At 67.7% G+C, this 15,046-nt stretch carries 13 protein-coding genes; 10 read left to right on the top strand and 3 right to left on the bottom strand.

All coding sequences use genetic code 11. From position 1 onward, the window contains the following. Nucleotides 1-79: 79 nt before the first annotated feature. Nucleotides 80-1,408, bottom strand: coding sequence for an NAD(P)/FAD-dependent oxidoreductase (locus VF651_02630; GenBank protein ID HEX7964591.1), 1,329 nt, complete (start codon nucleotides 1,406-1,408; stop codon nucleotides 80-82). A gap of 103 nt (nucleotides 1,409-1,511) precedes the next feature. Between VF651_02630 and VF651_02625 the strand changes: the two genes are divergently transcribed. From VF651_02625 to VF651_02580, 10 genes are all read left to right on the top strand, one after another. Further along, on the top strand, nucleotides 1,512-2,234 hold the full coding sequence (locus VF651_02625) for a 4'-phosphopantetheinyl transferase superfamily protein (protein HEX7964590.1): 723 nt from the start codon (nucleotides 1,512-1,514) through the stop codon (nucleotides 2,232-2,234). 25 nt (nucleotides 2,235-2,259) lie between these two features. Then, nucleotides 2,260-3,120, top strand: coding sequence for a polysaccharide deacetylase family protein (locus VF651_02620; GenBank protein HEX7964589.1), 861 nt, complete (start codon nucleotides 2,260-2,262; stop codon nucleotides 3,118-3,120). A gap of 92 nt (nucleotides 3,121-3,212) precedes the next feature. Continuing rightward, nucleotides 3,213-3,473, top strand: a complete 261-nt coding sequence (locus VF651_02615; protein HEX7964588.1) for an acyl carrier protein — start codon at nucleotides 3,213-3,215, stop codon at nucleotides 3,471-3,473. Nucleotides 3,474-3,562: 89 nt separating this feature from the next. Beyond that, a complete protein-coding gene (locus VF651_02610) occupies nucleotides 3,563-4,789 on the top strand; it encodes a beta-ketoacyl-ACP synthase (GenBank protein ID HEX7964587.1) in 1,227 nt (408 codons plus the stop codon). Between the two features lie 233 nt (nucleotides 4,790-5,022). After that, nucleotides 5,023-5,781: a bifunctional demethylmenaquinone methyltransferase/2-methoxy-6-polyprenyl-1,4-benzoquinol methylase UbiE gene (gene ubiE / locus VF651_02605; protein HEX7964586.1), complete on the top strand. Its 759-nt coding sequence runs from the start codon at nucleotides 5,023-5,025 to the stop codon at nucleotides 5,779-5,781. Continuing rightward, nucleotides 5,778-6,401, top strand: coding sequence for an SCP2 sterol-binding domain-containing protein (locus VF651_02600; GenBank protein ID HEX7964585.1), 624 nt, complete (start codon nucleotides 5,778-5,780; stop codon nucleotides 6,399-6,401). Before ubiE ends, VF651_02600 begins: the two co-directional genes overlap by 4 nt. Further along, nucleotides 6,398-8,038: a ubiquinone biosynthesis regulatory protein kinase UbiB gene (ubiB, locus tag VF651_02595; protein HEX7964584.1), complete on the top strand. Its 1,641-nt coding sequence runs from the start codon at nucleotides 6,398-6,400 to the stop codon at nucleotides 8,036-8,038. Before VF651_02600 ends, ubiB begins: the two co-directional genes overlap by 4 nt. An 86-nt stretch (nucleotides 8,039-8,124) precedes the next feature. Beyond that, a complete protein-coding gene (locus tag VF651_02590) occupies nucleotides 8,125-11,646 on the top strand; it encodes a two-component regulator propeller domain-containing protein (protein ID HEX7964583.1) in 3,522 nt (1,173 codons plus the stop codon). A 14-nt stretch (nucleotides 11,647-11,660) separates the two neighbouring features. Next, on the top strand, nucleotides 11,661-12,104 hold the full coding sequence (locus VF651_02585; protein ID HEX7964582.1) for a hypothetical protein: 444 nt from the start codon (nucleotides 11,661-11,663) through the stop codon (nucleotides 12,102-12,104). A 192-nt stretch (nucleotides 12,105-12,296) separates the two neighbouring features. Next, entirely contained in the window at nucleotides 12,297-12,929 is a 633-nt protein-coding gene (locus VF651_02580; GenBank protein HEX7964581.1) for a hypothetical protein, read from the top strand. A gap of 3 nt (nucleotides 12,930-12,932) precedes the next feature. Here VF651_02580 and VF651_02575 read toward each other — a convergent pair whose 3' ends face one another. Continuing rightward, a complete protein-coding gene (locus VF651_02575; GenBank protein ID HEX7964580.1) occupies nucleotides 12,933-13,718 on the bottom strand; it encodes a divergent polysaccharide deacetylase family protein in 786 nt (261 codons plus the stop codon). After that, nucleotides 13,715-15,010, bottom strand: a complete 1,296-nt coding sequence (locus VF651_02570; GenBank protein ID HEX7964579.1) for a S41 family peptidase — start codon at nucleotides 15,008-15,010, stop codon at nucleotides 13,715-13,717. The genes VF651_02575 and VF651_02570 overlap by 4 nt, the downstream gene beginning before the upstream one ends. Nucleotides 15,011-15,046 lie beyond the last annotated feature (36 nt).

The following is a 15,046-nucleotide window of genomic DNA, read 5'->3' as shown; positions in this document are numbered from 1 at the left end:
GGTGCGGAATGCACCGCACGCGCATCAAGCGCCTCCGCGCTCGATGCGGCGGAGGCGAGTCCGGATTTTTCAGCTAGATTTAGACCTTATCCACCGGCGTATTCCCGCCGGTGAACTCGGCGCGGGCCTGGACCATGCGGTAGCGGTGCTCGCCGTACCATAGGCGCCAATGGCGCAGGGCATAGGCCGCGTAGATGACCTTGAACAGGTACAGCCTAAGCTGCACCTTCCAGGAGTCGAACAGGTCCCCTGCCAGCATCGAGATCACACCCTGCTCGATCTGCCAGTCGTTGCGCGGATTCTGGAACAGGTGCTGCATCACCGGCGAGTTGAAGCGGTAGATGAAGAACGCGAAGCGGCTCATGCCCTTGCGCAGGCGCCGTTCCAGCTTGCGCTGCAGCCGCACCTCGCGCTCCGGGTGCGCCAGCGCCTCCTCCACCAGGGCCACGGTCTGCTCGGCGCCGCTGGTGGCGAGGTAGACGCCCGAGGAGAACACCGGGTCCAGGAACACGAACGCGTCGCCCACCAGCATCCAGCCCGGACCGCCGATATGGGTGGCCTCGTAGGAATAGTTGCCCGTGACACGCACCTCGTCGCCGATGAGCTCGGCCTTCTCCATGCGCTTCCAGAGGCCCTCGCTCGTCTTGAGCGTGTCGAACAGGAACTCGCGGGTGCGGCCGCGGCGCTGCTTGAGGTAGTCGGGGCGGCACACCGCGCCCACGCTCATCACGCCGTTGGGCAGCGGGATCATCCACATCCAGCCGTGCGGGAAGTTGTAGATGCTGATGTTACCGGCATCGGCGCCGGGACGGAACTCCGCGCCGCGGAAGTGGCCGAAGATCGCCGCGCTCTGGTGCTGCGGGTTCTTCTTGCGGATCTTCTTCTTGCTGGCCATGAAGGCGTCGCGTCCGCTGGCATCAAGCAGGTAGCGCGCCTGGATCCGGTAGATCCGGCCGTCATCTGTCTTCACGTCCACGAGGGTATCGCGCGGGCCGCGCTGCTCCACCGCCACCACCTCGGCGCCTTCGCGGCCGTCGGCGCCGCACTCGCGGGCGTGGTCGAACAGCATCTTGTCGAAGTCCTGGCGCCACACCTGGTAGGCATTCGGCGGGCTGTCGCCGAGGGCGCGGGCGAACAGGTAGGTGTTGTAGCCGCGCTCGTTATTGGCCTCGAAGTCGGCGCCGGGCTTGTGGACGCCCATGGCGCGGATCTTGTCCATGACGCCGAGGCGCTCGAACACCGGCATGTTCATGGGCAGCAGCGACTCGCCGATGTGGAAACGCGGATGGTGGTCCTTCTCGAGCTGGATGACCTTGTGGCCCTTGCGTGCGAGCAGGCCCGCGGCGGTGCTGCCACCGGGACCGCCGCCGATCACCAGCACGTCGCATTGTTCGGTATGGTTATCCATGGGCACGCTCCAGCCAGAGGTCCGAGCAATCTAGCATGTCTTCCGCCATCGCGCGGCGGCCGTGCTATGGTGCGGGGAATCACGGGGTCAGCACGGGCATAACGTGGCCGCCATCCGGGTCGACATCATGCTGGCGGAAGCGGACACCGCCGGCCATGGGGCGCGGGAGAAGACGCTCTTGCCGCGCCTGCGCTCCGAAGAACGGGCGCGTTACCACGCTTTCACCGCGACGGCCCGCCGCCTGAGCTGGCTCGGCGGCCGCGCACTGCTGCTGGATGCGCTGGAGGCGGTGCTGGGGGAAGCGGACCCGGCGGCGCTCGTCACCGCCGACGAAGGCGGGGTGCGCTACCTGGCCGCGGATGTGCACCTCAACCTCAGTCACAGCGGCGAGTTCTTCGCGGTAGCGCTGGCGCCGCTGCCGGTGGGCGTGGACCTGGAGCGCTGTCGCCCACGCGCAGTGGCCGGGCAGGCGGCGCGGCTGTTCTGCGCCCGGGAAGCGGCGCGGCTAGCTGAGCTCAGCGGAGACACGCAGCTTCAGGCGTTCTACCGGCTCTGGACTCTCAAGGAAGCCGCCTGCAAGGCCGCGCAGCTCTCGGTCTGGGACGGGCTGCGCCATGCCTGCTTCGACATGGACGCGGGCCGCGCGCGGCTGGAAGGCCCGTTCCCGCCGGAAGAATGGCACTTCCTGCACGTCGCGTTCCCGTCCCACTGGCAGCTGGCAGCGGCGCTACGCGGCGCCAGCCCGGAGTGGCGCTGCCGGCGCCGCACGCCGCAGGACGGCTGGACGGAACTGCCGCTCGCAGACGCGGGTTTCCTGCAGGGCTAGGGCCCCGCGCATTATCATATCGGCGATGGCACGCCGCCCCCGACTCACGGACCTCCTGCGCTGGAACATCCACCGCGCCGCAGTGCTGTGCGCGCTGGTGGCGCTCGGCGGGGCGCTGTTCCCCGGCGCGCTGCCGGCCTGGTTCCTGTTGCTGACGGCGCTGCTGGTGCTGGTGTCGGCGGACGGCATGTTCCGCCCGGGCTCGAGCCTCTTCCATCCGGCGGTAAGCCACGGCGACCGGACGAGCCGCAAGGTCGCGCTCAGCTTCGACGACGGCCCGGACCCGGAGGTGACGCCCCAGGTGCTGGACGTGCTCAAGCGCCACGGTGCCCGCGCCACCTTCTTCGTGGTGGGCCGCGCACTCGCCGCGCAGCCGGAGCTCGGCCGGCGCATGGCCGCGGAGGGTCACGTGCTCGCGAACCACTCCTGGCAGCATTCCTTCCTGCAGAACTTCTACATGACCGGCCGCCACGTGCAGGAGCTCACCCGCTGCGAAGAGGCCATCGCGGCGGCGACCGGGCGCCGGCCGCTGCCCCTGTACCGGCCGCCGGTAGGCATCAAGAGCGGCGAGCTCGGGCATGCGCTCTGGAAGAAGGGACTGACCCTGGTGGCCTGGTCGGTGCACAGCCGGGACACCCTGGACGCGGACCCTGGACGCATGGCGCAGCGGGTGCTGAAGCGGATCCGCGGCGGCGACATCGTGCTGCTGCACGACGGCCACCATCTGCCGGGCCGGCACCGCGGGGGATGCGCCGAGGCCGTGAGCATCATCCTGGAGGGCCTGCGGGAACGGGGCCTGGAGTGCGTCACGCTGCCGGAACTCCTCGGCATCGGCCCTGAAGCGGAGTCCGAGCCCTTGCCCGGGCGTCCAGAAGCGTTAACATAGCGGCCACGGTCGCCACCCGATGAGCGGCCGACATGGGAGCCGGACTTCCGGCGCTCGATAACCATATATCCAGATATATAGAGAGCCGCGTAATGCTCCCACAGGACGTCTTCAAGACCCTCAAGGACACCCTTGTGGAGCAGTTCGACCTCGACCCCGCGAAGATCACCCCCGAGGCCCGCCTCTACGAGGACCTGGACCTGGACAGCATCGACGCCGTGGACATGGTCATCAAGCTGCAGGAGATGACCGGCCGCAAGGTCAGCCCCGAGGATTTCAAGGGCGTGCGCACCGTGGCCGACGTGCAGCGCATCATCGAGCAGATGCTGGTACCTTCCCAACCCAGCCCCTGAGGCCCCGCGGCCCGGCCGGGACCTAAAGTCCCGGCGTTTGGATATATCATCACCCCGATGCCCTCCCTCGCCCACACTGGAATCTCCCCGTGCCGCGCCGCGTCGTAATCACCGGCTTCGGCGGCGTCACCGCGCTCGGCCACGACTGGGAGACCATCTCCGGCGCGTTGCGCGAGGGCCGCTCCGGCGTGGTGCGCATGGCGGAGTGGGACAAGCTCGACGACCTCGGCAGCAAGCTGGCGGCCCCGGTCGCCCCCTACCAGCTGCCGCCGCACTACGACCGCAAGATCCTGCGCAGCATGGCGCCGGTGGCGGTGATGTCCACCCGCGCCAGCGAGCTCGCGCTCGAGCAGGCGGGGCTCATCGGCGACCCCATCCTGAAATCCGGCCGAACCGGCATCGCCTATGGCGCCTGTGCCGGCGGCGCCGAGGCCACCATGGCCTTCGGCCGCATGGGCGAGCACAGGAGCCTCAGGGGACTCACCTCCAACACCTACGTGCAGATGATGAGCCACACGGGCGCGGTGAACATCGGCCTGTTCTTCGGCATCACCGGCCGCGTCATCCCCTCCACCAGCGCCTGCACCTCCGGCAGCCAGGGCATCGGCTTCGCCTACGAGGCGATCAAGCACGGCCAGCAGGACGTGATGATCGCCGGCGGCGCGGAGGAGCTCAGCATGGGCCCGACCGCGGTGTTCGACACGCTGTTCGCGGCGAGCCGCCGCAACGACGCGCCGGCCACGGCGCCGCGCCCCTTCGACAAGCACCGCGACGGCCTCGTGATCGGCGAGGGCGCCGCGAGCGTGGTTCTCGAGGACCTGGACCGCGCCAAGGCGCGCGGCGCGAGGATCTACGCCGAGGTGGTGGGCTTCGGCACTAACAGCGACGGCGCGCACATCACCCAGCCCCAGGCCGAGACCATGGCGAAGGTCATGGAACTGGCGCTGCAGGACGCGGGCCTGCCGGCGGGCGCGGTCGGCTACGTGAACGCGCACGGCACCGCCACCGACCGCGGCGACATCGCGGAGTCGGTGGCGACGCAGCAGGTGTTCGGCAGCAAGATGCCTTTCAGCTCCCTCAAGGGGCACTTCGGCCACACCCTGGGCGCCTGCGGCTCCCTCGAGGCCTGGCTCAGCATCCGCATGATGCTGGAGGGCTGGTTCGCCCCCACCCTGAACCTGGACGAGCTGGATCCGGCCTGCGCCGAGCTGGACTACATCACGGGCGGCGTGCGCAAGCTCGAGACCGACTGCATCATCAGCAACAACTTCGCGTTTGGCGGAATTAATACCAGCCTTATCTTCAAACGCGTGTAAGAGAAGAAGCCGGGCCTGACGGCCTTCCGCGCTTGCTCGAAACAGTGTTTCTCGCCCTGCTACGTGCGCGGCACGGGGCAGGCATCCTGCCTGCCCGTTCGCCGCATGCGGCGAACCGGCGGGATAAACACCAGTCTCATCTTCAAACGGGTTTAACACCCGGTCTTTCCCTGGGTTTTCGGCCTCCCCGGCGCGGCTGCTAGAATGGGCCGTCCCGAACCTACCTCCAGAACATGAACAAGCCCGCCGGCGACAACACCACCGATTTCGGTTACCAGCGCGTCGCCGTGGGCGAGAAAGCCGCGCGGGTGCGCCGGGTGTTCGAGTCGGTGGCGGACAACTACGACCTCATGAACGACCTCATGTCGTTCGGCGTGCACCGCCTCTGGAAGCGCTTCGCCTTGGGTCAGACGGGATTGAAACCCGGCCAGCAGGCGCTGGACGTGGCCGGCGGCAGCGGCGACCTGGCCCGCGGCATGGCTCGGCAGGTGGGCGAGAGCGGCTCGGTGCTGCTCACGGACATCAACCCCGCCATGCTGGCCCACGGCCGCGCCAAGCTGGTGGACGCGGGCGAATCGTCCAACGTGCAGTACGCGATCGCCGATGCCGAGAAGCTGCCGTTAGCGACGAACTCTTTCCACTGCGTCACCATCGGCTTCGGCTTGCGCAACGTCACCCGCAAGCAGGAGGCGCTCGCCAGCATGTACCGGGTACTGAAGCCCGGCGGCCGGCTGCTGGTGCTGGAGTTCTCGCATCCCACGGCGCCCGGCCTTAAGCCGATCTACGACAGCTATTCCTTCAACATACTGCCGAAGCTCGGCAAGTACGTGGCCAAGGATGAAGCGAGCTACCGCTACCTGGCCGAATCCATCCGCATGCACCCGGACCAGGAGACGCTCAAGGGCATGATGCAGTCCGCGGGCTTCGAGCGCTGCGACTACTTCAACCTCTCGGGCGGAATCGTCGCCCTGCACCGGGGCCACAAGCTGTGAGCGCGCTGCCCTTCGGCGACCTGATTGCCGCGGGAGTCGAGAAGGCGCTAGAGACCTCGCTGCAGGGCTCCAGCGCGGCGCGCGCGGACCTCGCGAAGCTCGAGGGCAAGGTCATCCGCCTGGAACTCATCGGCCTGCCGCTCACGCTGCACTTCCTGCCCCAGGGCGGCCGCATGACCGTGGCGGCGGACTACCACGGCGCGGCGGACATCACGGTGCGCGCGCCCGCCGCCTCCCTCGCCGCGGCGGCCCTGAAGCGCGACGGCGAGGCGATCCCCAAGGGCATGACCATCAGCGGCGAGGCGGAGACGGCGCAGGTGTTCTCGCGCCTGCTGAAGAACGCCGACCTGGACTGGGAGGAACTCCTGGCACGGCGCATCGGCGACGTGGCGGCGCGCCAGGTGGGCAACGCCGTGCACGGTTTCCTCGGCTGGGGCCGCGACGCGGGCAGCCGCCTCGGCCGGGACGTGGCCGACTACCTTCACTACGAGTCCCGCGAGCTGCCGCCGCGCCACGAGGTGGAGGGTTTCCTCGCCGGCGTGGACCGGCTGCGCGATGACGCCGAGCGCCTCACAGCGCGGGTGAAGCGCGCCGAGTCGCGCCTGAGGCGGCCCACATGATCACCGCCCGCCAGGCCTTGCGCCTGTGGCGCGTGAACTGGGTCCTGATGCGCCACGGCCTCGGGGAGATCGTGCTCGCCACGCACCTCTTCCGGCCCATGCGCTTCATCGTCTACTTCAACCCCTTCTACTGGACCCGCAGCAAGGCCATCACCCGCGGCGAGCGCATCCGCCTGTCGCTGGAGGAACTCGGCCCCGTCTTCGTCAAGTTCGGCCAGGTGCTCTCCACGCGCCGCGACCTCCTGTCGCTGGACATCGCCGACGAGCTGGCGAAGCTGCAGGACCAGGTGCCGCCGTTCCCGGGCCGCGAGGCACGCATCATCGTGGAGCGCTCCCTCGGCCAGCCGGTGACGGAGCTCTTTGCCGCATTCGACGAGACGCCGTTGGCCTCCGCCTCCATCGCCCAGGTGCACGCGGCGAAGCTCAAGGACGGCCGCGAGGTGGTGGTGAAGGTGCTGCGGCCCGGCGTGGAGAGGCTGGTGCGTGCGGACCTGGACGTCCTCTACTTCATCGCGCGCCTGGCGGAGGCCTATTCCAGCGACGGCCGCCGCCTGCGCCCGCTGGAGGTGGTGGCGGAGTACGAGAAGACCGTGCTGGACGAGCTCGACCTGGTGCGCGAGGCGGCCAACGCCACCCAGCTCAAGCGCAACTTCGAGGGCTCGGACCTCTTGTACGTGCCCGAGGTGTTCTGGGACCTGACCCGGCGCGACGTGATGGTCATGGAGCGCATCCACGGCGTGCCGGTGAGCGACCTCGCCACGCTGCGCGCCCGCGGCACGGACATGAAGCGCCTGGCCGAGAACGGCGTGACCATCTTCTTCACGCAGGTGTTCAAGCACAACTTCTTCCACGCCGACATGCACCCCGGCAACATCTTCGTCGGCGTCGAGGACCCGCAGCGGCCCATCTACATGGCCGTGGACTTCGGCATCATCGGCACCCTAAGCCGCCGCGACCAGTACTATCTGGCCGAGAACTTCCTGGCGTTCTTCCAGCGCGACTACCGGCGCGTGGCGGAACTGCACGTGGAATCATCCTGGGTGCCGCCGGGCACCCGCGCCGACGAGTTCGAGATGGCGATCCGCTCGGTGTGCGAGCCGATCTTCAACAAGCCGCTCAAGGACATCTCCTTCGCCCAGGTGCTGCTGCGCCTGTTCCAGACCGCGCGCCGCTTCAACATGGAAGTGCAGCCGCAGCTGGTGCTGCTGCAGAAGACGCTGTTCAACATCGAGGGCCTGGGCCGCGAGCTCTACCCGGAGCTCGACCTGTGGCAGACCGCCAAGCCCTTCCTGGAGGACTGGACCCGCGAGCGCATGGGACCCCGCGCCACCCTGAAGCGCGTGCTGGACGGCCTGCCGGTGGTGCGCGAGCTCCTGCTGGAAGCGCCGGGCCGCCTCCACACGATCCTGCGGCGCCTCGCGGAAGAAGACCCGATCCGTGCTGACGCCGCGCGGGAGCTGCAGCGGGAAGCGGCCCTGGAGGCCATGAGCCGGCACCGCTACCGGGCCGCCGGGGGCGGGGCACTGCTCCTGGGCGGGCTGGTGCTGCTGGGCCTGGGCGGCGGACCCGCTTGGCCCGCGGGCGCGCTGGCCGTGGCCGGCGCCGCGCTGCTGCTGTGGGGCTTCCTCACGGCCTAGCTGGACGGGCGCCGCCAATCCGGGAACAATCTGTCAAATAAGAGCGGGCGCGACCCGATCTCATAGGGACAGAACCGGTAGCCTCCATGCCGAGCCCAAAGCGCTCCGTCGGCCGTCTCTCCCTGCCGGGCCTCATGCTGGCTGCCTGGCTCATGCCGGTCCCAGCTGCTCACCCCGCACCCGCCGTCCCCTACCCGCCCGGTTCCACGCCCCACTTCCGCCACTTCGACACCGAGGACGGCCTCGCCAGCGGCAACGTGCAGGCGCTGCTGCAGGACAAGGTGGGCTACATGTGGATCGCCACCGACAACGGTCTGCAGCGCTACGACGGCTACCGCTTCGTCACCTACCTGCATGACCCGCATGAGCCGGACTCCCTGGCACAGAACATCGTCACCACGCTGGCCTTCGCGCCGGACGGCACGCTCTGGGCCGGCACCGAGGGCGCGGGACTCGACAGCCTCGCGCCCGGCGAGGCGCGCTTCGTGCACCACACCCATGCCGCGGACCGGACCGGCAGCCTCGCTGACGACAGGGTGTTCGCGCTCTTGTTCGACCATAAGGGCCGGCTGTGGGTCGGCACGGACCACGGCGTGGACCGGCTCGACGGCGGCGGCGCCGACTTCCGCCACTACGCCACGCATTCCACGCTGCCGAACGGTGAACGCATCCTCTCGCTGCAGGAGGATGCGCGCGGCCGCCTCTGGGTGGGTTCGGACCATGGCGTGTTCTGGTACGACGAGCAGCGCGACACGCTGGTGCGCCTCGCGCTCAAGGGTGCGCCCGCGCTGCTCGCCCGGGCGCAACCGGTGCTGGACGTGGCGCCCATCAGCCGGCTCTACGCTGACCGCGCCGGCCGGCTGTGGATCGGCAGCGAGCACGGCATCGGCGTGGTGGATGCGGGCGACGTGCTCACGGCGTTCCACGTCATGCAGCCCGGCCTGGAGTGCGCGCTCTACAGCGACCACGTGCGCGGCATGGTGCAGGACGCGGAAGGCGACCTGTGGATCACGCTCCTGCACGGCGGCCTCGCCCGCTTCGATCCCAAGAGCGGCTGCTTCACGAGCTACCGGCACGATCCCACGGACCCCGCGAGCCTGAGGGACGACGACCTGCACACGCTCTACCAGGACCGCACCGGCCTGTACTGGATCGGCGGCTACTACAGCGGCATCGACATCTACAACCCGCGCACCCAGGTGTTCGGCTATTACCATTCACACCCGGGTTCCGCCGACGGACTCGCCGGCGACTTCGTCACCTCCATCTACAAGCAAGCGGACGGCACGCTGTGGGTGGGCACCCTCAAGGGCCTCACGCGCCTCGATCCCACGCGCCGCCATTACCGGCAGTACATCCTGCCGGGGCGGCCGGCCTCCACGCCGGACGACAAGGCAGTGAACGCGATCCATGGCGACCGGGAGGGGCGCCTGTGGTTCGGCACCGACTACGGCATCGCGCGCTACCTGCCGGCGAGCGACAGCTTCGCGTTCCACCCGCTGGCGGGCGCGGGTGGCGACCCTTACCAGAACAGCGTGAACTCCATATTCGAGGATGCCCAGGGCCGCCTGTGGGTCGGCACCGAGTCCGGGCTGGTGCAGTTCGATCCCGCCGCCGGCAAGGTGCTGCGCCGCTTCATGCCGGACCCCAGGCGCGCCGACGCGCTGCCGCATGGCTTGGCCGGGGGCCTGTGCCAGAGCCGCGACGGCGCGCTGTGGGTGGCGACCCCGGCGGGCCTGGCGCGCTTCGACGGCGTGCATGACAGCTTCGAGGTGTACAGCGAGGCGGGCGACGCGCGCCACGGCATCGCCAGCGATTCGGTGCTGAGCTGCCTCGCCACCCGCGATGGACGGGTGTGGGCCGGCACCGACAACGGACTCGACGCCATCGACCCCAAGGACGGTGCGGTGCGCCACTACGGCCTCGCGCAGGGCCTGCCGGACCTCGGCATCGACGGGATGCTGGAACAGGATGGCGACCTCTGGCTCGCCACCGGCAAAGGCGTCACGCGCTTCGCGCCGGACGGTGCGGTGCGCCGCAACTACGCCGAGCCGGACGGGCTGCAGAAGGGTGGCTTCAACGAAGGCGCCGCTTATGCCGCCGCCGACGGCGAGCTGTTCTTCGGCGGCGGCAACGGCCTCACCAGTTTCCATCCTGCCGCGCTGGACGGTGTCTCGCCCGCGCCGGACGTGGCCATCACGCGCTTCACGGTGCTGGGCAAGCCGCAGGCGCCGACAGCACCGGGCGAGACGCCGGCGCTGCGCTACCGGGACAACATCCTGGGCTTCGAGTTCGCCGCCTTCGACTACGCCCAGCCCGTCCGCAACCGCTTCCGCTACACGCTGGAAGGCTTCGACGAGGAGTGGCACAGCATCGCCGGCGAGCGCGCCGTGACCTACACCAACCTCGACCCCGGGCACTACGTGCTGCATGTGAAGGGCTCCAACGACGGCATCACCTGGTCCGGGCGCGAGGCGACGCTCGCCATCGATGTGCTGCCGCCGCCCTGGCGCAGCTGGTGGGCTTACCTGGGATACGCGCTCGCGGCGCTGCTGGTGGGCGGCGGCGGGTTCTACCTGTTCGCCCGCTCCCTGAAGCGGCGCCAGGCCTATGCCGAGGAGCGCAACCGCCGCCGCTGGGCCGAGGCGCTGCACCAGCTCATCCAGTCCGTCACCGCGCTGGAGGACGAGAACGCCATCGCCGCCTGCCTCCTGGACAGCCTGATGAAGTTCATCGAGTACGACCGGGCGCTGTTCTACGTGGAGCGGGAAGCCGGTCTCACGCTCATCGGCTGCCGCGGCGGCGACGCGGTGGAGCAGCTCTACCACGAGCGCTGGCCGAGCGCGCATGCGCAGGTAGCGGCAGCGCTGCGCAAGGATCCGCTGCCGCGCCTGCTCACGGACGCGGAGGCGGCGACGCTGGAGCCCGCCGGCCAGGCACCGCGCCATTACCTCGCGGTACCGCTGGTCTCCGGCAACAGGCCCTACAGGTTGCTGCTGGTGGGACGCGCGGCCAAGACCATCCAGGCCCAGGGCCTGGACATCGCCGCTGCCATGGCCAAGCAGGTGAGCGTGGCCCTGGACCGCGCGCTGCTGATCAAGGACCTGGAGCGGCTCGCCACCACCGACGGCCTGACACGCCTGGCCATCCGCCGCAGCTTCCTGCAGCGGGCCGAGGCGGAGTTCGACCGCAGCCGCCGCTACCAGCGGGAGCTCTCGGTGCTGATGCTGGACGTGGACCACTTCAAGCGCGTCAACGACAGCTATGGCCACGAGACCGGCGACCGGGTGCTGCGGGTGCTGGCGGACAGCTGCCGCGCCTGCCTGCGCCAGCAGGACGTGATCGGCCGCTACGGCGGCGAGGAGTTCGTGGCGTTCCTGCCGGAGACGGCGGCGGACCTGGCGCTGGACGCCGCGGAGCGGTTGCGTCACGCGGTGGAGACGCTCACGGTGGACTCGCCCCAGGGCCCGGTGAAGGTGACGGTCAGCATCGGCATCGCCACCTACAACCGCGCCACCACCAGCATCAGCGCGCTCATCAACGCCGCGGACCGGGCTCTGTACGAAGCGAAGCAGAAGGGCCGTAACCGGGTCGTGGTATCCAGCTAAACAAGGAACTGTCTATGCGCCGCCTGACGAGCCTGCTCTTATTCGTCCTTATCGGCGCTTGCGCCAGCGTGCCTGACGCCGAGAAGTTCAAGAACCATGCTGCCCCGACGGTCAGGCCGGACCAAGCCCTGGTGTTCGTCTACCGCGAGGATCTCCTTGCGTTTGACAGCAAGAAGGTCCTGATACAGGAAGGGGGCAAGAGCCTATGGCTCATCCCCAACGGCAGCGTCTCCTATGCCTACCTCGCACCTGGGAAGCACACGCTGGCTTCATACGCCTGGGACATAGGCGGCACCGAATATACCGGCGACTTCGAAGCGGGCCACAGCTACTACTTGAAACTGGTGTTCAAGAAGTTCGACCCCAAGTTGGTCCTGATGGAAGTGGCGTTCGAACGAGTGGAGGCTGTAGATGCCCAGTCCGACATGGCCGACCTGCGTCTGACGGACCATCCCTGACCCTGTCTTTTTTAGCCGGATGCTAAACAGGCAAGACCAAACTGGATAGCCCCTCCCCCGATCGAATCATCGGGGGTCACCTTGTATGAATCTTTTGTGACAAGAGGAGGGGGATTGCAATTAGACGTGGTCTGTCCCGTATTTCTCCTCCATGAGGCAAAGCAGAGGCCGAAATCGTGTGGTGATATCAATATGAAAAAGCCCACTGGAATCATTGGAAATGATCATGTCTATATAGACGAGCACGGTGTCGCGCATGGAAATTTCGAAAGGGTTTCTTTTCCTGGGACCAAAGAAGAGATAGAAAAGTTTATCGCTACTAGATTTATGGAGGCTGACGCGAAAGCGTTCATAAAAGAAAACCTAAACCCTTTCTTTTCTAATTTGCGGATAAACAAACAAGATGATTTAGATTTCTTGGTTTCGACGCCTTATGGGGATGCCTTTTTGGAACTGATGGAGGTCGCCCCTCTAGCTTTCTATAAAACAACACATGAAGAGGCGCCTAAAGGCTACGATCCTTTGCAGAGAAGTGCATTTATCCATGAAGAAATAATCAAGAAATCAGAAAAATATCGAGGACACTTACCCATTGTTCTACTTTTGTACAACACAAATTACAAGTTCAGACTGGACGATAACACTAAACATCTAGTGAGTTATTACTGCTATAAAAGTCGACCTAAATTTGCTCGGATTTTCTCGTTAACTCCTGCACATCCGCCTTTTGAAGATGTTCTTTCTACGCTATATCCAAGAGAGGACATCGATTTTAGAGATTTTAATCCTGAGGATTACGGCGGTTGGGTGATGCATCTCAGTTGATTATCAATTCGAAGTTGATAGAGGATTCTTTTCCTGCAGCTCCACGATCTTCGACGGCGCCACCAGCACCACGCCCTGCGCCGCGAGCTTCGGCAACTCCTGCTCCAGCACCGCCAGCGTCGCTGGCCGCGGATGGCCGATGGCCAGCGCGAAGCCGTGGCGGCGGGCGAGCTTAAGCAGGCGGTTCCACTGTAATCTGACCGAGGCCTCGTCGTTGTCGTCATCCAGGAACACGTTGCGGCGCGCCGCCGGCACATGCTGCTCCCGCGCGATCTGGTAGGCGACGCTGTCTGCCGAAGTGAAGCTGTCTATATAGAAGTACGGCCCGGCCTCGCGCAGGGCCTGCATCACCCAGGCCATGTCGCCCGGATGCTGGGTCATGAGGCTGCCCTCGTGGTTGTTCATGCCCACCACGTGCGGGATGGAGACGAGGTCGTCCGCCACGGTGGCGCGGATGTCCCGCTCCTTCATGTCGAGCGTCACGGCGCCGGAACCCAGGCGGTGCTCGCCCACGGACTGCATGGGCAGGTGCAGCAGCACTTCCTTGCGGGCGGCGTAGGCCAGGTTTGCGATGTCCTCGGCGCGCTCGGTGTGGGGCAGGATGGAGCAGGCCACCGGTCCCGGCAGCGCCACCGTGCGCCGGCCCTCCTCCCAGCTGTTGCCGAGATCGTCGATGACCACCGCGATGTACACGGGCGGTAGTGACGGCGGCGGCGCGGACGGCGGGATGTCCGCCGCGACGGCGGCGGTGCACAGGCTCCCGAGCAGGACGAGCGCGGCGGATCTCATCTGGCGCGGGTCGCGCTCAATCCCTTCAATAGGTTGAGCGCCTGGTAGAGCTGGAAGTCCCGGCCCGCCAGGGCCTGCAGCGCCTTCGCCGCAGCGGCGCCGGTGGCCGGTGCGGGCGCCGGGTTCGGCAGGTGGCTGCGCAGGCTCGACTCCTTCTCGGGCGCACCGCCCTGTCCGTCGTCGTCCGCGAGCTTGAGCTGGTCCACTTCCACGTCCGGCACGATGCCCTGGGCCTGGATGGAGCGGCCCGAGGGCGTGTAGTAGAGCGCGGTGGTGAGCTTGATGGCGTCGCCCTGGGGCAGCGGGATCACGGTCTGCACCGAGCCCTTGCCGAAGGTCTGGGTGCCCACCACCAGCGCGCGCCGATCGTCCTTGAGCGCGCCCGCCACGATCTCCGCGGCGGAGGCGGTGCCGTAGTCCACCAGCACCACCATGGGCGCGCCGGCCAGGAGATCGCCTGGGGCGGCGCTGCGGCTCAAGTTCGCGTCCGGGGCGCGGCCCTTGGCCGTCACGATCACGCCGCTGTCCAGGAAGTCGTCGGACACGGCCACCGCGGCATCGAGCAACCCACCCGGGTTCTGGCGCAGGTCCATGACGAGGCCCCGGAGCGGTCCGCCGTTCTTCTTGGCGAGGTCCTTGAGGGTCGCGTGCACGGCGGCGACGGTGTCGTCGCCGAAGTCCGCGATGCGCAGGTAGCCGTAATCCTTCTGCAGGAGTTCGCCGCGGGCCGAGGCCACGCGCACCTGCTCGCGGGTGAGCGTCACGGTGTAGGGCCGGTCCTGGTCCGCGCCCTGCAGCTCCAGCGTGACCTTGCTGCCGGGCTTGCCGCGCAGGAGGTCACCGGCCTGGTCGATGTCCAGGCCGTCGGTGGAGGTGCCGTCCACCGACAGTATCGCGTCACCCGCCTGCACGCCGGCCTTGGCCGCCGGCGAGCCGTCGATGGGCGTGACCACGATGATGCCGCCATCCTCGTCCACGCCGACGTCGATGCCGATGCCGTTGTAGGCGCCGCTGGTGAAGTCCTGCATGTCGCTGTACTCGGTCTTCTCCAGGAAGTCCGAGTGCGGGTCCAGGTTGCCGAGCATGCCCTTCAGCGCCCCGTGCAGCAGCGTGGCATCGTCCACCGGGATCACGTATTGCTCCTTGACGAGCTGCATCACGTCCGCGAGCTGGCGCACCTCATCCCAGGGCAGCGCGGCGCGGGTGGCGGCGGAGGGCGCCGGCACCGCGGGCGCGGCGGCAGCGGCAGTCGAGGCGGTGAGTAGGATCAGCGGGAGCAGGCGCGTGTTCATGTCGGTCCTTGCATGCCGCGCTGGCGCGGCGTGGGA

Source organism: Gammaproteobacteria bacterium (assembly GCA_036383255.1).
GTDB lineage: Bacteria > Pseudomonadota > Gammaproteobacteria > Natronospirales > REEB76 > DASUBN01.
Note: the sequence above shows the minus strand (reverse complement) of the source record. Positions and strands in the feature narration are given on the sequence as shown.